Source organism: Microbacterium sp. RD1 (genome assembly GCF_052220165.1).
In the GTDB taxonomy this organism is placed as follows: domain Bacteria; phylum Actinomycetota; class Actinomycetes; order Actinomycetales; family Microbacteriaceae; genus Microbacterium.
Genome location: NZ_JBQPOL010000004.1, coordinates 220014 through 239304, shown reverse-complemented (window position 1 = coordinate 239304; position 19291 = coordinate 220014). Strand labels below are relative to the sequence as shown.

Sequence of the window (19291 nt, the reverse complement as noted above, 5' to 3'; positions counted from 1 at the left end):
GCGGAATGACGAACTACTCTGAACTCGACTTCTCCCCCGTCCTCGCCGCGACCGAGGGCGAGGTGATCACGCACTCGCGCGTGCGCGACATCCGTCTCGCCTCCGGCAAGGTGCTGGCGCTGATCACACTCGATAACGGTCGCGATCACACCCGGCCGAACACGCTCGGTCCGGCCACGCTGGTCCAGCTGGGCGAGACGCTCGACACCCTGGCGACGCGGGCGGCTGCCGGCGAGATCCAGGCGGTCGGCATCACCGGCAAGCAGTACATCCTGGCCGCCGGCGCCGACCTGTCCGACATCGGCAAGCTCTCGTCGAAGGATGACGCGCGCCTGGTCGCCCAGCTCGGTCACAAGGTGTTCGGAAAGCTCTCCGAGCTCGGTGTGCCGACGTTCGCCTTCGTCAACGGCCTCGCCCTCGGCGGCGGCCTCGAGATCGCGCTGAACTCCTCATACCGCACGGTCGACGCCTCCGCCGCCGCGATCGCCCTTCCCGAGGTCTTCCTCGGGATCATCCCGGGCTGGGGAGGCGCCTATCTGCTGCCGAACCTGATCGGCATCGAGAACGCGCTCGAGGTGGTCATCTCCAATCCGCTCAAGCAGAACCGGATGCTCAAACCCCAGCAGGCGTTCGACCTCGGCATCGTGGACGCGATCTTCCCGGCGGCGAACTACCTCGAAGACTCGCTGCGCTGGGCCGACCTCGTGCTCAGCGGCACGGTCAAGGTGCAGCGCAAGAACGAGCCGGGCAAGATCGAGCGCCTCACGAAGTGGCCGATCGCCATCAAGATGGCGCGCAACATGCTCGAGAGCCGCATCGGCACCGTGCCCCGGTCGCCCTACGTGGCGCTGGACCTGCTCGACAAGGCCAAGAGCGGCACGAAGGCCGAAGGGTTCGCCCGCGAGGACGAAGCCCTCGCCGACCTCGTGGTCGGCGACCAGTTCGCCGCATCCATGTATGCGTTCGATCTCGTGCAGAAGCGTGCCAAGCGCCCGGTGGGAGCACCGGACAAGGCGCTGGCGAAGAAGGTCACGAAGGTCGGCATCATCGGCGCCGGACTCATGGCCAGCCAGTTCGCACTGCTGTTCGTGCGGAAGCTCCAGGTCCCGGTGCTCATCACCGATCTCGACCAGGCGCGCGTCGACAAGGGGGTGGCCCACATCTCCGAGGAGATCGGCAAGCTCCAGCAGAAGGGGCGGATCGACGGGGACACGGCGAACCGGCTCCGGGCGCTCGTGCGCGGAACGACCGACAAGAGCGAGTACGCCGACTGCGATTTCGTCATCGAGGCGGTCTTCGAAGAGGTCGGTGTCAAGCAGCAGGTGTTCTCGCAGATCGAGCCGCTTCTCGCCGATGATGCGATCCTCGCCACCAACACCTCATCGCTGTCGGTCGAAGAGATCGGCGCGCAGCTGGCGCACCCCGAGCGGCTGGTGGGCTTCCACTTCTTCAACCCGGTCGCGGTGATGCCGCTCATCGAGATCGTGAAGACGCCCGCGACATCGGATGCCGCGCTGTCGACGGCGTTCGTCGTCGCGAAGGCGCTCGGCAAGAACGCCGTCCTCACGGCCGACGCGCCGGGCTTCGTCGTCAACCGGCTGCTCGCGAAGGTCATGGGCGAGGCGGCGCGCGCCGTCTACGAGGGCACTCCGCTGCTGACCGTCGAAAAGGCCTTCGGGCCGCTCGGTCTGCCGATGACGCCGTTCCAGCTCATCGACCTCGTCGGCTGGAAGGTCGCCGCGCATGTCCAGGACACGATGGCCACGGCCTTCCCCGACCGCTTCTTCGCGTCGGAGAACTTCCACGAGCTCGCCGAACTTTCCGAGGTCGTCGAGAAGGACAAGAGCGGACGGGTCACGGGCTGGTCGAAGGCCGCGCAGAAGGTGCTGAAGACCGGCTCCTCCCCCTCCTCCGAGGCGACGATCCTGCAGCGCGTGCAGGACGGCCTCGCCCAGGAGATCAAGATCATGCTGGACGAGGGCGTGGTGCCCGAGGTCGAGGACATCGACCTGTGCCTCATCCTCGGCGCCGGGTGGCCCTTCATCGACGGCGGCGCTTCGCCCTACCTCGACCGCGAGGGCGCGTCGGAGCGGACGTTCGGCGACACGTTCCATCATCCGCCCATCCGCGGCATCGGCGCGTAGGAGCGGGGCGGGTGCGGCGCCGGTCGCATCCGCCTCGTCCTCCGCCGCACCGGCGTCGACCCGGACAACATTCCGGATCGACACCGGCATCTGCCGCCGCCGGGGCGGCGGGGTGACCTGGGGACCGCATCCGTCCGGAATGTTGTCCGGACTCCGGGCGTGGGTCGGGCCCGATCAGGCGTCGCTGGGGCGCGAGCGAGCCCACTCCCGCACCGTCGGGATCTCCGAGGTCTGCGGGCGGGCCACCGGGATGCGGGTTCCCAGCACCTGGGCCACGACGTCGTGGGCGATCTTCGCCGGCGTGAGGCCGGCGTCCTCGAGGATCTGTTCGCGCGTGGCGTGCGAGATGAACTCGTCGGGGACGCCGAGCTCGTCCACGGCGGTGTCGATGCCGGCCTCGCGCAGCACCTGCCGCACGCGCGTGCCGATGCCGCCGACGCGGATGCCGTCTTCGATCGTGATGACGAGGCGGTGCCGAGCGGCCAGCTCGACCACCGAGGGCTGCACGGGGACGACCCAGCGCGGGTCGATGACGGTGGCCCCGATCCCCTGCGCGCGCAGCCGCTGGGCGACGTCGAGCGCGATGTGGGCCATCGGACCGATGCCGATGAGGAGGACGTCTTCGGCGTCGGCGCGCTCCAGCACGTCGACGCCGTCGGGCAGGCGCTCGACCGCGGGGATATCGGCGGCGGCGCGGCCCTTGGGATAGCGGATGACGGTGGGGGCGTCGTCGACGGCGACGGCCTCGCGGAGTTCCTCACGCAGACGGGCCGCGTCGCGTGGCGCGGCGATCCGGATGTGCGGGACGAGCTGCAGCATCGCCAGGTCCCAGATGCCGTGGTGGCTCGGGCCGTCGGGGCCGGTGACGCCGGCGCGATCGAGCGCGAACGTGACGCCTGCGCCGTGGAGCGCGACGTCCATCAGCACCTGATCAAACGCGCGGTTCATGAACGTCGCGTAGATCGCGACGACCGGATGAAGGCCGCCGAAGGCGAGGCCGGCGGCGGATGCGACGGCGTGCTGTTCGGCGATGCCGACGTCGTAGACGCGGTCGGGGTAGCGCTCGGCGAACCGCTGCAGCCCGGTGGGGCGCAGCATCGCGGCCGTCATGGCGATCACGTCGTCGCGCTCGGCGCCGATGTCGACGAGCTCCTGTGCGAACACGTCGGTCCAGTCATCGCCGCCACTGCTGGACAGCGGCTCCCCTGTGACGGGGTCGATGCGGCCGACGGCGTGGAATTGATCGGCCTCGTCGCTGAGGGCGGGGGCGTATCCGCGGCCCTTGTCGGTGATGGTGTGCACCAGCACCGGCGCGCCGTAGGACTTGGCCAGCTGCAGGGTCTCGATGAGGCCCTCGAGGTCGTGGCCGTCCACCGGGCCGAGGTACTTGATGTCGAGGTTCGAGTACAGGGCCTCGTTGTTCGCGAACCGCGACAGGAAGCCGTGCGTGCCGCCGCGCACGCCGCGATAGAGGGCGCGCGCCGCGGGACCGAGGCGGCGGAACAGCGAGTCGGAGCTGCGATGAAGCGTGCGGTACGCGTCGTTCGTGCGTACGCGGTTGAGGAAGCGCGCCATGCCGCCGATGGTCGGTGCGTACGAACGGCCGTTGTCGTTCACGACGATCACGAGGTTGCGGTCATTGTCGTCGGTGATGTTGTTGAGCGCTTCCCACGTCATGCCGCCGGTGAGCGCGCCGTCACCGACGACGGCGACCACGTGGCGGTCGCGCCGGCCGGTCCGCGAGAACGCGCGGGAGACGCCGTCGGCCCAGCTGAGCGAGCTGGATGCGTGCGAGGACTCCACGACGTCGTGCGCGCTCTCCGCACGCTGCGGATACCCCGCGAGACCGCCTCGTGACCGGAGCGCGGAGAAGTCCTGACGACCGGTGAGCAGCTTGTGGACGTAAGACTGGTGCCCGGTGTCGAAGATGATCGGATCCGACGGCGAGTCGAAGACCCGATGCAGGGCGATCGTCAGCTCGACGACGCCGAGGTTCGGGCCGAGATGACCGCCGGTGCGCGCGACGTTTTCGACCAGGAAGGAGCGGATCTCGGCGGCGAGCTGCTGCAGCTGTGCGAGGTCCAGCGCGTCGATGTCGCGCGGGCCGCGGATGGTTGGCAGCAGCTCCATGGGACCCCTTTCGCGCCGGTCGGGACGTTTGCACGCCGTGTCTCGAGTGTAGTCGCGCCCTCCTCGGCGGAGCCTGTACGGGCGCGCGTGCGCGGGCTCGTGTACGCTCCGTCGCCGCGCCGCCGAAACGGCGGAGGCGGCCCGTGAGCCGGAGCCCGCGGACCGCCTCCGGATCGTTCAGACGAGCGAGCGCAGCACGTACTGGAGGATGCCGCCGTTGCGGTAGTAGTCCGCCTCACCGGGGGTGTCGATGCGGACGACAGCGTCGAACTCGACCGGGGTCTTGCCGGTGCCCGAGGCGTCGCTCGGGGTGGCCGTCACGTGCACGGTCTTCGGCGTCGTGCCGTCGTTGAGCTGCTCGATGCCGGAGATCGCGAGGACCTCGGTGCCGTCGAGGCCGAGCGAGGCGGCCGACTCCCCCGCCGGGAACTGCAGCGGGATGACGCCCATGCCGATGAGGTTCGAGCGGTGGATGCGCTCGTAGCTCTCGGCGATGACCGCGCGCACACCCAGCAGGCGCGTGCCCTTGGCCGCCCAGTCGCGCGACGAGCCGGAGCCGTACTCCTTGCCTGCCAGGATCACGAGCGGGATGCCGGCGGCCTGGTAGTTCTCGGAGGCGTCGTAGATGAACGACTGGGGCGCACCGTCCTGCGTGAAGTCGCGCGTGTAGCCGCCCTCCACCCCGTCGAGGAGTTGGTTGCGGAGGCGGATGTTCGCGAAGGTGCCGCGGATCATGATCTCGTGGTTGCCGCGGCGCGAGCCGTAGGAGTTGAAGTCCTTGCGGTTCACGCCGTGGTCGATCAGGTACGCGCCCGCGGGGCTGTCCGCCTTGATGGAACCGGCCGGCGAGATGTGGTCGGTCGTGACCGAGTCGCCGAGCTTGGCGAGCACGCGGGCGCCCGTGATGTCGCTGACCGCATCCGGCTGCAGCGTCATGCCCTCGAAGTATGGGGGCTTGCGCACGTAGGTCGACGCGTCGTCCCACTCGAATGTGGCGCCGGTGGGAGTCGGCAGCGAACGCCACCGCTCGTCACCCTCGAAGACGCCCGCGTACTGCGTGTCGAACATGTCGGTCGAGATCGACGAGTCGATCGTGGACTGCACCTCTTCCGCGCTCGGCCAGACGTCGCGCAGGAACACGTCGTTGCCGGCGGAGTCCTTGCCGAGCGGGTCGGTCTCGAAGTCGAAGTTCATCGACCCGGCCAGCGCGTAGGCGATGACCAGCGGCGGCGACGCGAGGTAGTTCATCTTCACATCGGGGTTGATGCGTCCCTCGAAGTTGCGGTTGCCCGAGAGCACCGCGGTGACGGCGAGGTCGTTCTCGTTGACGGCCGCGGAGACCTCTTCGATGAGCGGCCCGGAGTTGCCGATGCACGTGGTGCAGCCGTATCCGACCGTGTAGAAGCCGAGGGCCTCGAGGTCGTCGGTCAGGCCGGCCTTGTCGTAGTAGTCGGTGACCACCTTGGAACCGGGTGCCATCGTGGTCTTGACCCACGGCTTGGCTTTGAGTCCCTTCTGCGCCGCGTTGCGGGCGAGCAGGCCCGCCGCGAGCATGACCGACGGGTTCGACGTGTTCGTGCAGGAGGTGATCGCGGCGATCGTGACAGCGCCGTGGTCGAGCGTGTATGAACCGTCGGCGGTGCTGACCTGAACGGGCTTGGAGACGCCCGCAGGCGCCACGCGGAGACTGTCGACCTCGTGCTCGTGCTGGTGGCTGACGTGTCCGGCTGCGCCGTTGTGCGCGTGCCCGTCGTCCTCCGCGGTGTAGCCGATCGGGTCGGAGGCCGGGAACGTCCCCTCCACCGCCTCGTCGACCTGGGTGAGCACCGTGGTGTCGTGCCCCGCGTAGTCCAGCAGGTCGCTGGCGAACTGCGTCTTGGCGTTGGTCAGCTCGATGCGGTCCTGCGGGCGCTTGGGGCCGGCGATCGACGGAACCACCGTCGAGAGGTCGAGCTCGATGTACTCGCTGAAGGACGGCTCCGTGGCGGGGTCGTGCCACAGGTGCTGTGCCTTGGAGTACGCCTCGACGAGGGCGACCTGCTCGTCGCTGCGACCGGTGAGGCGCAGGTAGTCCAGGGTCACGTCGTCGATCGGGAACATCGCTGCCGTCGAGCCGAACTCGGGGCTCATGTTTCCGATGGTGGCGCGGTTGGCCAGCGGGACGGAGGCGACGCCCTCGCCGTAGAACTCCACGAACTTGCCGACGACACCGTGCTTGCGCAGCATGTCGGTGATCGTGAGGACGACGTCGGTGGCGGTCACGCCAGTCGGGATGGCGCCGGTGAGCTTGAAGCCGACGACCCGCGGGATGAGCATCGACACGGGCTGGCCCAGCATGGCCGCCTCGGCCTCGATGCCGCCCACACCCCATCCGAGGACGCCCAGGCCGTTGACCATCGTGGTGTGCGAGTCGGTGCCGACACACGTGTCGGGGTACGCGCGGAGGACGCCGTCGACCTCGCGCGTGTAGGTGACCTTCGCGAGGTGCTCGATGTTGACCTGGTGCACGATGCCGGTCCCGGGCGGGACCACCTTGAAGTCGTCGAACGCGGTCTGGCCCCAGCGGAGGAACTGGTAACGCTCGCCGTTGCGCTCGTACTCGATCTCGACGTTGCGCTCGAACGCGTTGGGGGTGCCGAAGAGGTCGGCGATCACCGAGTGGTCGATGACGAGCTCGGCGGGGGCGAGCGGGTTGATCTTGGTCGGGTCGCCGCCGAGGTCGGCGACGGCCTCGCGCATGGTGGCGAGGTCCACGATGCACGGCACTCCGGTGAAGTCCTGCATCACCACGCGGGCCGGCGTGTACTGGATCTCGGTGTCGGGCTCGGCCTGCGGGTCCCACGAGCCCAGCGCGCGGATGTGGTCGGCCGTGATGTTGGCGGCATCCTCCGTGCGCAGGAGGTTCTCCAGGAGCACCTTCAGGCTGAACGGGAGCTTCTCGTATCCGGGTACCGTCTCGATGCGGAAGATCTCGTAGTCGGTGCTGCCGACCGTCAGGGTGCTCTTGGCACCGAAGCTGTCAACCGTGGACACGATCGTCTCCTTCGTCGGCGAATGCGGCGTACCGCGAACCCATCTTCCCTGTCGCATCCAGCGGCGGCTAGGAAGGTGAACCTAACCGGGGGAATCGGGAAATTTATCTCGATGTCAAGATAAATGTATCAGGTTTGCCGCGCCGGGTAGACAGCTCGGACGGCGAGCCACGTGACCGCGACCAGGGGCGCGAACAGCGGCAGCCCCATCGCGATCTTCGTTATCCCGAGCGCCGCGGTGGCGTCGGCGACATACAGGGGCAACTGCACGGCGAGGCGGAGCGCGAACAGCGCCGCCCACGCGATGGAGAGCCAGAAGAACACCCTGCGCTTGCGCGCGTTCCGGCGCCAGCGGGTGCCCTCGTTCATGAGGAAGCCCACCGCCAGCCCGATGAGCGGCCAGCCGATGAGCGCTGACACGAGGAAGGCGCTGCCGTAGATGCCGTTGGTGAAGAACCCGAGGACGAAGTTGTCGCGGCCCTGCCCCGTCCACAGCGCGAGGGCGGCCGCGGCGCCGGTGGCGACCAGGCCGCCCAGGGCCGCCCCTGCCGGGGAGCGCTGGATGAGACGCACCGCGGTGAAGACGATCGCGATGCCGACGGAGACACCGAGGCTCACCCAGAGGTTCCCCTGCCCCGTCGCGGCGTCGTAGGTGACGGTGAAGAGGAGGACGAAGGCGAGGCCGGGGAGAACGGACTCGAGGATGCCGCGCCATCCGCCCATCGCCGCCCACACGGCCGCCCCGGTGGAGCCGCCACGGGCGGGGTCGAGTCCGGCGCGGCGTGCGGCGGCACCGAGCGCGGCGCCGAGCGCCTCGGACGCGGGCGGCGGAGTCTCGGGTGTGCGCGCCTCGGTGTCGCGAGGTGCGGTGTCGCGAGGTGCGGTGTCGCGAGGTCCGGTGTCGTTCGGGCCGGTGCCACCGGTGCTCGTGTCGCTCATGCGGTGCCGGGCGTGGCCGGCATCTTGAGCGGGATGAGGTCGCGTGGCGGCATCGGCGCCGTGCCGCGCACCACGACGAGCGAGCGGAAGAGATCCTCCACCTTCGCGGCGGCCTCGGTGTCGCTGGCTGCGGCGCCGCCGATCACGCCGCGAAGGAACCACCGGGGGCCGTCGATGCCGACGAACCGGGCGAGGCGCTTGTCCGAACCGTCCGCGCCCGCCACCACGGGGACCTCCGCGAGGAGCTCGGGACCGAGGGGGCCCTGACGTTCCTCGACCCGCCCGCCCTGCTGACGTACCTGCTGGCGGATCTGCTCGCGCGTCTCGGCCCACAGCCCGGTCGTGCGCGGGGCGGCGAAGGGCTGCACCTGCAGCGTGGAGTCGGCGTAGTCCAGGCCGACGGCGACGATGCGCTTGGTCTGCTCCTCGACCTCGAGTCGGAGGTTGAGCCCCTCGCGCGGAAGCACCTTGATGCCTCCGAGATCGATGTACGGGCGCACCGGATTGGCCTCGGACTCATCGAAGGGGCCCGCCGACTCACGGTCGAGGGGCGCCTCCTTGCCGGTCGGCGTCTCAGGGGTGAGGTCTGTCATGCCCGGCTCCCTTTCTCGGTGGCGTATCCGGTCGAGCCGAAACCGCCCTCGCCCCGCGTGCTGTCGGGGAGCGTCTCCACGGGGACGAACCGCGCCCGCGGGACCGGCATCACGATCAGCTGGGCGATGCGGTCACCGACGGCGATGTCGAACGCCTCGCGGGCGTCTGTGTTCAGGAGCGCGACCTTGATCTCTCCGCGGTAGCCGGCGTCGACCGTGCCCGGCGCGTTCACGATGGTGATGCCGTGCTTGGCGGCCAGACCGCTGCGCGGGACGACGAACGCGACGTGCCCCTCGGGGAGCGCGATCCGTACGCCCGTGCCGACCAACGCCCTCTCTCCCGGCTCCAGCCGCACGGCTTCGGCGGCGGTCAGATCCGCGCCCGCGTCTCCCGGGTGGGCGTAGACCGGGGCCGCGGCCGCGATAATGGGGACGTCGACGGTATCGGTCACCCCACGAGGGTAATGCAGATGGGAAGGTGGAGCATCCGCGACGCAACCACTTATCGGGAGCGCCTCAGCCCATCGCTGTGGGCCCTGGTCGCGGCCGCGGTCTGCGGACCGATGGCCGCGCTCGTTCTCGCGCCGATCGACCGCACAGCGGCGTTGGTGGCCGGCGCGGTGGTGGGGATCGGTGTGGTGACGGCCTTGATCGCCCTCTCCCCCGTGGTGGAGGTGCGAGACGGAGAACTGCGAGCCGGGCGCGCGCACATCGACGCGGAACTGCTCGGCGATCCGATCGCGACGACGGGCGAAGAGGCCCGTCTTGCGCGTGGGGCGAACATGGACAGACGGGCGTGGGTGCTGCTTCGTGGGGGGATCGACGGGGTCATCACCGTTTCCGTGACCGACCCGAATGATCCGACGCCCGCGTGGGTGATCTCCACGCGGACCCCGGATCGGTTGGCGGCGGCGATCCGCCGTGCTCAGGTCAGGCTGCGCACTCCCGGCAGATAGGGCCGGAGCCGGTCTCGTGGTCGAGCTGCGAGCGGTGCTTCACGAGGAAGCAGTTGGAACAGGTGAACTCGTCTTCCTGGGGCGGCAGCACCACGACATCGAGCTCGAGGTCGGACAGGTCCGCACCGGGAAGTTCGAAGCCCGAGGGGTTGTCGGCATCTTCGACATCGATGGACCCGGACGTCTTGTCCGGCACGCGCTCCTTGAGGGCCTCGATCGACTCGCTGTCGTCCTCGGTCTTACGGGGTGCGTCGTAATCGGTGGCCATGCGTGAGTGTCTCTTCTTCCGGATAAACAAAGGGTGCCGTCGCCCGATCGGGCGGCCATAGTTTGCATGACGGCTCGCCGTTTCGCAAATGGGCGGGGGCCGATCGGCGAGTCGAGACGGGCTCAGGCACCGGGGTGGGTCGGGTAACGGCGAAAACGCGCGGCGCGCGCGGGATATTCCCTGAGCCGGGCATGCCCTGTGTCAGCATGGGCGCTGACCGCAATCGAAGGGGTGTTTCGCATGGAACAGCTCAAAGTCATCGGCACCGAGGAGAACCTCCTCGTCCTGGCGACGGAGTCGGGTGAGAGATTCACGCTCGCCGTCGACGAGGTGCTGCGCGGCGAGATGCGCCGGGCACGCCGTGATCGCTCTCCCGAGGACCGCGGTCCGCGGCCGAGCCCTCGGGAGATCCAGGCGCACATCCGCGCGGGACTGTCCGCACAGGAGGTCGCGACCCTCATGGGTGCCCGGCTGGAGGATGTCGTCAAGTTCGAGCGGCCGGTGCTGGCCGAGCGCGAGCACATCGTCGGGCAGGCGCTGGCCGTGCCCGTGCTGCTGGGCGGAGAGCTCGAGCACGACTCGCACGTCACGTTCGGCGCGGCCGTCCGCGCCAAGCTCGCCGAGGCCCACGCGTCCGGCGAGCGGTGGACGAGCTGGAAAGAGTCGACGGGGTGGATGATCAAGCTCGAGTTCACCGCCAACGCGGTCGATCACGACGCGCGATGGGGGTTCGATCCGCGGCGCAGCACCCTGTCGCCCCAGAACGCCGACGCCATCCAGCTGTCGCGCCAGGGCTCCCTTCCGGAAGGGCTGATCCCGCGACTGCGCGCCCTCGACGTCCCCCTGGCCAAGGATGAGACCCGCTTCGACAGCGGTGCTTTCGGACCGCGGCGCCTGGAACCGGATGCGGGACTCCCGGTGCCCGCCTCCCCCGCTGCGCACGACGCGGCGATCAAGCGCGCGCCCGACGCATCCGCCACGTCGAGCGAGACCGCCGATCTCCTCGAGGCGCTTCGCCGTCGGCGGGGGCAGCGGGAGCCGCTCCCCGGAACGGAGACCGAGACCCAGCGCGCGAGCTCTCCTGTCGCGCTGTTCGACGCGCTCGAGCCCGGTTACGACGACACCGCCCCGAGTCCGTCGGACGACGCGGGCGGGTCATCCGACTCCGGTCGCCGCAAGGGTCGCACCTCGATGCCGTCGTGGGACGAGATCGTCTTCGGAGCCCGCGGGGACGATTGACCGCGCGCGGGCGAGGCTGACCGGGCGAGAGACGAAGCGCCGATCAGGCGAAGGCGCCGAGGCGCAGGAGCGGCACGATCCGCTCCTCGACGGTGAGCGAGCCGTGCTGGCCCACCATTCGCTGCGACGCCTTGTCGACGAGGCGATCGTCGTAGTAGGCCACCGCGGCGCGGGCCGCGACGAGAACGTCGCCGATGCGTTCGCGCACATCGGGGGCGACGGGGCCGAACAGACCGGCGTCGATCGCGTCGTCCCGACGCATCACCCAGGCGCGCGACGACTCCGCCGCGTCCCACGAGGTCCAGACCTCGGCTTCTCGCCCGGGCTCGGCGTACAGGTGCAGCATCCGCGGCTCCCCTCCGACGACACGCACGCCATCCCACAGCGGCGAGTCGTCCCCGAACAGCAACCGCCGGTGCGGCGCCACGTCGACCATGCCGTGGTCGGCGGTGACGAGCGCGCCCGTCCCCGGCGACAGCACGTCGGCGAAACGCTCCGCCGCGGCGTCCGCCCGCTCCAGCGCCGACGACCATGCCTCCGATTCCCAGCCGTGGCGGTGGCCGACGCTGTCCAGGTCGGGGGCGTAGAGGTAGACGAGCGCCCCGGGATGCTCCGCGGCAAGGGCCGCCGCCGCCTCGACCCGCTCGGTGAGATCCTCGATGCCGACGTTCTCGGCGCCGCGGAGGGTCGCCTCCGTGAACCCCGTGCCTCGATACTCGGGGCGGGAGACGACGAAGGTGGGTCGCCCGGCGGCTGATTCGCGCGCGAGCACCGGCTCCTGCCGCTGCCACGTGCGGGGGTCGAGCCCGTCGGTCTCCCACCCCTTCAGCTGGTTGGGCGCGGTGTCCGTGCCGGGGACCCGGACGCGGTAGCCGACGATTCCGTGCTCGCCCGGTTCGGTGCCGGTCAACAGGCTCGTGAGGGCGGCCGCGGTCGTCGACGGGAAGACGGTGCGGGCGACGGATGAGCGCGTCGACAGGGAGGACAGGAATCGCGCATGACCGCGACGTGCGGCGAGGTTGTGAGCGCCCAGGCCGTCGAGGACGAAGATCACCGCGCTCGTCGCGGGCGGCAGGGCGTCGGATTCTCCGGTGATCGCCGCGAGCGCGTCGGTCAGCACGCCGGTGAGGCTCCGGGCTCGTGGGGGGTACGCCGGTAGGCTGGGGGACATCCGGGCCAGTCTCGCATATGGCGAACGGCCCTCGTCTGGTGGATCCCACCCCGGACCGAACCGCCGACCCGAGGCTGAACGGACATGCCCACTTCCCGACCCGCCGCCCCCGTCGAGGAGCGCATCGAAGACGTCGATCTCTCCACCGAGATGCAGGGGTCGTTCCTCGAGTACGCCTACTCGGTGATCTATTCGCGGGCCCTCCCCGATGCCCGCGACGGGCTGAAGCCCGTGCAGCGGCGCATCCTGTACCAGATGGCCGAGATGGGCCTGCGCCCCGACCGCGGCCATGTGAAGAGCGCCCGCGTCGTCGGCGAGGTGATGGGAAAGCTGCATCCGCACGGCGATGCGCCGATCTACGATGCGCTCGTGCGCCTCGCGCAGCCGTTCTCCCTGCGCGTCCCGCTCGTGGACGGCCACGGCAACTTCGGCTCGCTCGACGACGGCCCCGCCGCGCCCCGGTACACCGAGGCACGACTCGACGCCGCAGCCCTCGCGCTGACGGCCGATCTCGACGAGGACGTCGTCGACTTCATCCCCAACTACGACGGGCAGTTCCAGCAGCCCGAGGTGCTTCCGGCGGCCTTCCCGAATCTCCTCGTCAACGGCGCCGCCGGCATCGCCGTCGGCATGGCCACGAACATGGCGCCGCACAACCTGATCGAGGTCGTGGCCGCCGCCGTGCATCTCCTCGAGAATCCCGAGGCGACACTAGAGGAGCTGATGGAGTTCGTCCCCGGCCCGGATCTGCCGTCGGGCGGGATCATCGTCGGGCTCGACGGGATCCGCGACGCCTACGCCAACGGACGGGGCACCTTCCGCACGCGCGCGAAGGTGTCGGTGGAGTCGCTCGGACCCCGCCGCACCGGGCTCGTCATCACCGAGCTGCCGTATCTGGTGGGCCCCGAGCGGGTGATCGAGAAGATCAAGGATGCCGTGACGAGCAAGAAGCTCACCGGCATCGCAGACGTCACCGATCTCACCGACCGCACGAACGGGCTGCGTCTGGTGATCGGCATCAAGACGGGGTTCGACCCGAACGCCGTCCTCGAGCAGCTGTACCGGCTCACTCCTCTGGAGGACTCGTTCGGCATCAACAACGTCGCCCTCGTCGACGGTCAGCCGCAGACCCTCGGGCTCCGCGACCTGCTGCGTGTGTATCTCGAGCACCGGATGCGAGTCGTCACGCGCCGGAGCGAGTACCGGCTCGCCCGTCGTCGGGAGCGCCTGCATCTGGTCGAGGGACTTCTCATCGCGATCCTCGACATCGACGAGGTCATCCAGGTGATCCGGACGTCCGACGACGGCGAGCAGGCTCGCGGCCGGCTGCAGGACGTCTTCGACCTGTCTCAGGCGCAGGCCGAGTACATCCTCGAGTTGCGGCTGCGTCGCTTGACGAAGTTCTCGCGCATCGAGCTCGAGGCGGAACGGGATTCGCTCAAGGCTGAGATCGACGCCCTCGTCGAGCTGCTGGGCGATCAGGCGCTGCTCCGAGCCCAGGTCGCGCGCGAGTTGGAGGCGGCCTCCGACGCGCACGGCACGCCGCGGCGCACGCTGCTGCTCAACGGTGGTCCGGTCGCTGCGCGCTCCTCCCGATCGGCGGCGCCGGTGGACCTGCAGATCGCCGACGCTCCCTGCCGCGTGTTCCTCTCCGCCACCGGGCGGATGGTGCGGGCCGAGCGAACCCTCGACGCGCCCAACGAGGGCATCGTCGCGCCGACGCGGCGCTCCAAGCATGACGCCATCCGGTCGGCGGTCGACACGACGACGCGCGGCGACGTGGGCGCCGTCACGAGCCTGGGACGCCTCATCCGTTTTTCGCCGGTCGATCTGCCGTCCGTTCCGGGCAACGCCGTGCAGCTGGCAGCGGGGACGCGCGCAGATCAGTACCTCGGCCTCTCGGGCGGCGAGCACGTGGTCGCCGTCGTGCCGATCGCCGGTGATCCGCCGATCGCCGTCGGCACCGCACAGGGCATCGTGAAGCGGATCGCGGCGACCGAGCTCGGCACGAAGCACGACGTTTTGATGATCGCGCTGCGCGAGGGAGACCGCGTCGTGGGCGCGGCGCCCGCGCCCGACGGCGCTGAGCTCGTCTTCATCGCCGCCGACGCACAGCTGCTGCGCTTCGACGCCTCGGCCGTGCGACCGCAGGGGAAGGCGGCCGGGGGTATGGCCGGTATGCGCCTGACGCCGGGCGTCGAGGCGATCGGATTCTTCGTCGTGGGAGCATCCGCGTTCGATGCCGTCGTCGTCACCGTCGCGGGATCGACGACCGCTCTGGCGGGCACGGACGCCGGTAGCGCGAAGGTGTCGCCCTTCACCGAGTACCCTGCCAAGGGTCGTGGCACGGGCGGCGTGCGTGCCCAGCGATTCCTGAAGGGTGAGGACGCTCTGACCCTCGCCTGGGTCGGCTCCGAGCCGCGCGCGGTCGGACCCGACGGCGCGGTGCGCCAGCTGCCGGACTCCGGCGCCAAGCGGGACGCATCCGGGACCCCGCTCGACGCGGTCGTCGGCGCGGTCGGCACCGCCGTGCGCTGAGCACCGTCCAGACCGCGAAACGCCATCTGCGCCACCGGACTGCGTGCGGCGTCAGCGGTCTCGTGGCGCAGATGCCGTCTCGCGGGGAAAGCCGTCAGGCGTCGATGCGTTCGCGCGCGAGGCGGTCGCTCGCCTCGACGATGAACTCCCGGCGCGGCGCGACGTCGTTGCCCATGAGCAGTTCGAAGACGGCGGAGGCGGGCTCGGCATCCTCCACGCGCACGCGGCGGAGGGTGCGGCCGGCGCGGTCCATCGTGGTGGTGGCCAGTTGGTCGGCGTCCATCTCGCCGAGCCCCTTGTAGCGCTGCACGGGCTCCTGCCAGCGCTTGCCGGCCTTGGTGAGCTTCGTCAGCAGTGCGTGCAGCTCCTGCTCGCTGTAGGTGTAGATCGTCTCGTTCGGCTTCGTGCCCGGGTTCATGACGACGACGCGGTGCAGCGGCGGGACGGCCGCGAAGACCCGGCCGGCCTCGATGAGGGGCCGCATGTACCGGAAGAACAGGGTCAGCAGCAGGGTACGGATGTGGGCGCCGTCGACGTCGGCGTCGCTCATCAGGATGATCTTGCCGTAACGGGCGGCGTCCAGATCGAACGATCGCCCCGAGCCGGCGCCGATCACCTGGATGATGGATGCGCACTCGGCGTTGGAGAGCATGTCGCTGACCGACGCCTTCTGCACGTTGAGGATCTTGCCCCGGATCGGAAGCAGAGCCTGGAACTCGCTGTTGCGGGCCAGCTTGGCCGTGCCGAGCGCCGAGTCGCCCTCCACGATGAACAGCTCGGAGTCCGCGACGTCGTTGGAGCGGCAGTCGACGAGCTTCGCGGGGAGCGAGGACGACTCCAGTGCGTTCTTGCGGCGCTGGGTCTCCTTGTGCGTGCGGGCGGAGATGCGCGCCTTCATCTCGGAGACGACTTTCTCCAGCAGCAGCGCCGTCTGCGCCTTGTCGTCCCGCTTCGAGGAGGCGAAACGCTCCTTGAGCGCCTTCGTCACCACGTTCGAGACGATCTGGCGCACGGCGGGGGTGCCGAGCACCTCTTTGGTCTGCCCCTCGAACTGCGGCTCCGGCAGCCGCACGGTGAGCACCGCGGTGAGGCCGGCGAGGATGTCGTCCTTCTCGAGCTTGTCATTGCCGACCTTCAGCCGGCGGGCGTTGGCCTCCACCTGGCTGCGGAGCAGCTTCATGAGCCCCTGCTCGAACCCCTGCTGGTGGGTACCGCCCTTGGGCGTGGCGATGATGTTCACGTACGACCGCATCACCGTCTCGTAGCCGGTGCCCCACCGCACGGCCACGTCGACCTCGCACTCGCGCTCGACCTCCGTCGGCACCATCGCACCGGTCGGCTGCAGCACGGGGACGGTCTCGGTGAAGGTTCCCGAGCCGGTCAGGCGCCACGTGTCCGTCACCCCCGCGTCAGGGGCGAGGAAGTCGGTGAACTCCGAGATCCCGCCGTCGAAGCGATACGCGGTCTCCACCGGCTCCGTCGTGCGCTCGTCGCGCACGACGAGCTCGAGCCCGGGGACGAGGAATGCGGTCTGCCGCACGCGCTGCTCGAGCTCCTCGACGCCGAACGCGGCATCCTTCGTGAAGATCTGGCGGTCCGCCCAGTAACGGATGCGGGTCCCGGTGACGCCCTTCGCGGCCTTGCCGGTGACGCGCAGCTCGCTGCTGTTCTCGAACGGCGTGAAGGTGGAGTCGGGTGAGGGCCCGGCGAAGACGCCGGGTTCGCCGCGGTGGAACGACATGGCGTAGGTCTTGCCGCCGCGGTCGACCTCGACGTCGAGGCGCTCGGAGAGGGCGTTGACGACGGATGCGCCGACGCCGTGGAGTCCGCCGGAGGCGGCGTACGAGCCGCCGCCGAACTTGCCGCCGGCGTGGAGCTTCGTGAAGACGACCTCGACGCCGGAGAGTCCGGTGCGCGGCTCGATGTCGACGGGGATGCCGCGGGCGCGGTCGCGGACCTCGACGCTGCCGTCGGCGTGCAGGACGATGTCGATGCGGTTTCCGTGGCCGCCGAGCGCCTCGTCGACGGAGTTGTCGATGATCTCCCAGAGGCAGTGCATGAGCCCGCGGGAGTCGGTCGACCCGATGTACATGCCGGGGCGTTTGCGGACCGCTTCGAGCCCTTCGAGCACCTGAAGGTGGTGGGCGGAATACTCGGCGGTCACAATCTCCCACGATAACCGCGCCGCCGCGCTCCCCTGCGCACAGACACGGCCGCGATGGCGCAGCGTACGCGCTCAGCGAAATGGTCGGCAATGCGGGCAGACGGTGGGGAACCGCGTGGTTGTATGAAGGGACTGATGACCGCGGAGCACCACGGAGGAGGGTACCGAGATGAACACGCTATCGACACCGACCGACGAGGCCGCCGTCCTCGAGTACCGCCTGTCCGCGATGGATCGGTGCGACTCGTGCGGCGCGCAGGCTTACATCGCCGCTGAGGTCAACGGCAGCGAGCTGCTCTTCTGCGCACACCACGGGCGCAAGTACGAAGAGAAGCTGCGCAGCATCGCGACGTCGTGGCACGACGAGACGTCACGCCTCGACGCGTCGGCCTGACGCGCACGGGCCTGACTCAGGCGTAGACCCGTTCGATCAGCGGGGAGATCCGTACCGCGATCTCCTCGCCGATCGTGTCGACGGCCTCGGCGAGATCAGTCGCCGACGCTGCGTCACGCCCGTAGATCCGCACCGCCTGACCCGCTGTCGCCCTCGGCCACGCGTCGATCATCATGCATGTCGCACCGATCGCGCGCACGCGCCGCGGGCCATCGGGGGTGCTCACCTCGATCGCGCCGGCGAGGATCGAGGGGATCCCGTCGGCAGATCCGATGTCGACGCGCACCTCGCTCCCGCTGACCGAGACGACGCCGGCGTCGAGGCTCGCGATCGGCTCGATCCCGAGATCCGCATCGGAGGGGCCGCCCGCCGGGCGGATGCCGTAGCAGAACGCCCCTACGCGCACGAGGTCGTAGCGGAAGTCAGCGCGGGCGAACGAGGCCGCGCTCGCGGCGAGGTGGCGGAGCGGAAGGGTGCCGAGCACCGACTCCGCGCGCCGTAGTGCCGCCTCGTAGAGCGCCCGCGCGGCATCGTCGTCGGCATCGGATGCCTCGGCGATGTGACTCCATACTCCGACGACCTCGATGGCCCGCCGGGTGGCGAGCTCTGCCGCGCGGTCCAGGACCGCGTCCCAGCTCTCCGGTCGTATCCCGTTGCGGTGCAGGCCGGTGTCGATCTTCAGATGCACGCGCGCGGGGCGATCGGTCGCTGCCGCCGCGACCTCCTCGAGGGTGTCCGCATCCCCGACGCCGATGTCGAGACCGGCGTTCACGGCGTCGGCCGCGTCGCCGCGACCGAAGACCAGCCAGCTGAAGATCCGCGCGGATTCCCCCGCCCGATCGCGGACGCGCAGGCCGGTGGCGACATCGAACGCGCCGAACCACCGGATGCCGCGCGACAGCGCCCGGTCGACGATCGCGTCGAGCCCATGGCCGTAGGCGTCGTTCTTCACCACCAGCATGACCTCGGCCGGCGCGACGCGGCCGCGGACGGTGGCGATGTTGCGGTCGAATGCTTCCAGGTCGACCGTGAGGGTCGCGGTCATGAGCGATACTCCCGTCGGGCGTGCAGGCCGATGGCGACGAGGATCTCCACCGCGCCCAGTCCGCTGGCCTCCGCCCACTCGGCGACCGACGGTGCGCCCTCGACCGGGTCGCCGAGGAACGTCACCTCGTCGCCGCGATCCACCGCCGACGAGCCGATGTCGAGCATGCAGACGTCCATGGCGACCCGGCCGATGACGGGGTGCCGGCCACCGGCGACGACCGCTCGCACGCGGTTGCCGACGGAACGGGGAACCCCCTGCCCGTAGCCGCCGCTGACCAGTGCGATACGCGTGTCTGCCGTCGCCCGATGGGTGTACCCGTACGAGACGCCTTCGCCGGCACGCAGATCTTTGACGCTCAGCACGGTCCCGCGGAGGCTCACGACTGACGTGCCGGATCCATCGACGCCGAGGGCCGTTGCGGCCGAGATGCCGGCGCCGGCCGCGATGAGGAGACGGGAGGAGGACCGTCCGGCACGGCGCACGTCGGCCGCATCCGCGACGACGTCGACGTCGGTGCCGGCCAGGACGGCGTCGAGCACGTTGCCGAAGCCGAGACCGTGCGCGTCGCGCCGGAGATCGACCGCGCCGGAGGACGCGGCGGCACGGATGTTGCGCACGAGGGCCGTCCGGTCGATCACGGCTCGGGGTGCGGCGAAGGCAGCGGACATGCGGTCG

General features: G+C 70.0%; 15 protein-coding genes. 5 read left to right on the top strand and 10 right to left on the bottom strand.

The window, feature by feature from the left end:
* Positions 1-5: 5 nt before the first annotated feature.
* Positions 6-2144: a 3-hydroxyacyl-CoA dehydrogenase NAD-binding domain-containing protein gene (locus ACTU3I_RS17820; protein WP_442927061.1), complete on the top strand. Its 2139-nt coding sequence runs from the start codon at positions 6-8 to the stop codon at positions 2142-2144.
* Positions 2145-2318: 174 nt separating this feature from the next.
* On the opposite strand, the gene dxs is transcribed toward ACTU3I_RS17820, so the two are convergent.
* The 5 genes from dxs to dut form a co-directional block, all read right to left on the bottom strand.
* Positions 2319-4274 carry a 1-deoxy-D-xylulose-5-phosphate synthase gene (gene dxs, locus ACTU3I_RS17815; protein WP_442927060.1) on the bottom strand — a complete coding sequence of 652 codons (1956 nt, stop codon included), beginning with the start codon at positions 4272-4274 and terminating at the stop codon, positions 2319-2321.
* A gap of 177 nt (positions 4275-4451) precedes the next feature.
* Positions 4452-7364 (bottom strand): aconitate hydratase, encoded by a 2913-nt coding sequence (locus ACTU3I_RS17810; protein WP_442927059.1) that lies wholly within the window; start codon positions 7362-7364, stop codon positions 4452-4454.
* 71 nt (positions 7365-7435) lie between these two features.
* Complete coding sequence (locus tag ACTU3I_RS17805) at positions 7436-8245, bottom strand: DUF3159 domain-containing protein (RefSeq protein ID WP_442927058.1); 810 nt, start codon at positions 8243-8245, stop codon at positions 7436-7438.
* Complete coding sequence (locus ACTU3I_RS17800; RefSeq protein WP_442927057.1) at positions 8242-8838, bottom strand: DUF3710 domain-containing protein; 597 nt, start codon at positions 8836-8838, stop codon at positions 8242-8244. Before ACTU3I_RS17800 ends, ACTU3I_RS17805 begins: the two co-directional genes overlap by 4 nt.
* Positions 8835-9290: a dUTP diphosphatase gene (gene dut / locus ACTU3I_RS17795; RefSeq protein ID WP_442927056.1), complete on the bottom strand. Its 456-nt coding sequence runs from the start codon at positions 9288-9290 to the stop codon at positions 8835-8837. The genes ACTU3I_RS17800 and dut overlap by 4 nt, the downstream gene beginning before the upstream one ends.
* Positions 9291-9308: 18 nt before the next feature.
* Between dut and ACTU3I_RS17790 the strand changes: the two genes are divergently transcribed.
* Positions 9309-9794, top strand: coding sequence for a DUF3093 domain-containing protein (locus ACTU3I_RS17790; RefSeq protein WP_442927055.1), 486 nt, complete (start codon positions 9309-9311; stop codon positions 9792-9794).
* Here the strand turns inward: ACTU3I_RS17790 and ACTU3I_RS17785 are convergent.
* Positions 9769-10062 (bottom strand): DUF4193 domain-containing protein, encoded by a 294-nt coding sequence (locus ACTU3I_RS17785; protein ID WP_442927054.1) that lies wholly within the window; start codon positions 10060-10062, stop codon positions 9769-9771. The two genes, ACTU3I_RS17790 and ACTU3I_RS17785, sit on opposite strands and share 26 nt — an antisense overlap.
* 240 nt (positions 10063-10302) lie before the next feature.
* Between ACTU3I_RS17785 and sepH the strand changes: the two genes are divergently transcribed.
* On the top strand, positions 10303-11301 hold the full coding sequence (sepH, locus tag ACTU3I_RS17780; protein WP_442927053.1) for a septation protein SepH: 999 nt from the start codon (positions 10303-10305) through the stop codon (positions 11299-11301).
* 43 nt (positions 11302-11344) lie between these two features.
* Here the strand turns inward: sepH and ACTU3I_RS17775 are convergent, their stop codons facing one another.
* Positions 11345-12472, bottom strand: a complete 1128-nt coding sequence (locus tag ACTU3I_RS17775) for an alkaline phosphatase family protein (protein ID WP_442927052.1) — start codon at positions 12470-12472, stop codon at positions 11345-11347.
* An 84-nt stretch (positions 12473-12556) separates the two neighbouring features.
* Between ACTU3I_RS17775 and ACTU3I_RS17770 the strand changes: the two genes are divergently transcribed.
* Positions 12557-15010, top strand: coding sequence for a DNA gyrase/topoisomerase IV subunit A (locus tag ACTU3I_RS17770; RefSeq protein WP_442927051.1), 2454 nt, complete (start codon positions 12557-12559; stop codon positions 15008-15010).
* Between the two features lie 94 nt (positions 15011-15104).
* On the opposite strand, the gene ACTU3I_RS17765 is transcribed toward ACTU3I_RS17770, so the two are convergent.
* On the bottom strand, positions 15105-17174 hold the full coding sequence (locus ACTU3I_RS17765) for a DNA gyrase/topoisomerase IV subunit B (RefSeq protein WP_442927050.1): 2070 nt from the start codon (positions 17172-17174) through the stop codon (positions 15105-15107).
* A gap of 169 nt (positions 17175-17343) precedes the next feature.
* Here ACTU3I_RS17765 and ACTU3I_RS17760 point away from each other — a divergent pair, with 169 nt between their 5' ends.
* The gene (locus ACTU3I_RS17760; protein ID WP_442927049.1) at positions 17344-17568 is read left to right on the top strand and encodes a DUF7455 domain-containing protein; all 225 of its coding nucleotides are present in this window, start codon (positions 17344-17346) and stop codon (positions 17566-17568) included.
* A gap of 16 nt (positions 17569-17584) precedes the next feature.
* Here the strand turns inward: ACTU3I_RS17760 and ACTU3I_RS17755 are convergent, their stop codons facing one another.
* Together ACTU3I_RS17755 and ACTU3I_RS17750 are read right to left on the bottom strand one after the other, a co-directional pair.
* The gene (locus ACTU3I_RS17755) at positions 17585-18613 is read right to left on the bottom strand and encodes an alanine racemase (RefSeq protein ID WP_442927048.1); all 1029 of its coding nucleotides are present in this window, start codon (positions 18611-18613) and stop codon (positions 17585-17587) included.
* Positions 18610-19284 (bottom strand): alanine racemase C-terminal domain-containing protein, encoded by a 675-nt coding sequence (locus tag ACTU3I_RS17750; RefSeq protein WP_442927047.1) that lies wholly within the window; start codon positions 19282-19284, stop codon positions 18610-18612. Before ACTU3I_RS17750 ends, ACTU3I_RS17755 begins: the two co-directional genes overlap by 4 nt.
* Positions 19285-19291: the final 7 nt, after the last annotated feature.

What these genes read in the sequence shown, in the direction of transcription:
- ACTU3I_RS17755 (WP_442927048.1), bottom strand. Translation starts at nt 18,613, where the DNA reads ATGACCGCGACCCTCACGGTCGACCTGGAAGCATTCGACCGCAACATC.
- ACTU3I_RS17800 (WP_442927057.1), bottom strand. Translation starts at nt 8,838, where the DNA reads ATGACAGACCTCACCCCTGAGACGCCGACCGGCAAGGAGGCGCCCCTC.
- ACTU3I_RS17805 (WP_442927058.1), bottom strand. Translation starts at nt 8,245, where the DNA reads ATGAGCGACACGAGCACCGGTGGCACCGGCCCGAACGACACCGGACCT.
- ACTU3I_RS17810 (WP_442927059.1), bottom strand. Translation starts at nt 7,364, where the DNA reads ATGCGACAGGGAAGATGGGTTCGCGGTACGCCGCATTCGCCGACGAAG.
- ACTU3I_RS17770 (WP_442927051.1), top strand. Translation starts at nt 12,557, where the DNA reads ATGCCCACTTCCCGACCCGCCGCCCCCGTCGAGGAGCGCATCGAAGAC.
- ACTU3I_RS17790 (WP_442927055.1), top strand. Translation starts at nt 9,309, where the DNA reads ATGGGAAGGTGGAGCATCCGCGACGCAACCACTTATCGGGAGCGCCTC.
- ACTU3I_RS17750 (WP_442927047.1), bottom strand. Translation starts at nt 19,284, where the DNA reads ATGTCCGCTGCCTTCGCCGCACCCCGAGCCGTGATCGACCGGACGGCC.
- ACTU3I_RS17785 (WP_442927054.1), bottom strand. Translation starts at nt 10,062, where the DNA reads ATGGCCACCGATTACGACGCACCCCGTAAGACCGAGGACGACAGCGAG.
- dxs (WP_442927060.1), bottom strand. Translation starts at nt 4,274, where the DNA reads ATGGAGCTGCTGCCAACCATCCGCGGCCCGCGCGACATCGACGCGCTG.
- sepH (WP_442927053.1), top strand. Translation starts at nt 10,303, where the DNA reads ATGGAACAGCTCAAAGTCATCGGCACCGAGGAGAACCTCCTCGTCCTG.
- ACTU3I_RS17760 (WP_442927049.1), top strand. Translation starts at nt 17,344, where the DNA reads ATGAACACGCTATCGACACCGACCGACGAGGCCGCCGTCCTCGAGTAC.
- ACTU3I_RS17820 (WP_442927061.1), top strand. Translation starts at nt 6, where the DNA reads ATGACGAACTACTCTGAACTCGACTTCTCCCCCGTCCTCGCCGCGACC.
- ACTU3I_RS17775 (WP_442927052.1), bottom strand. Translation starts at nt 12,472, where the DNA reads ATGTCCCCCAGCCTACCGGCGTACCCCCCACGAGCCCGGAGCCTCACC.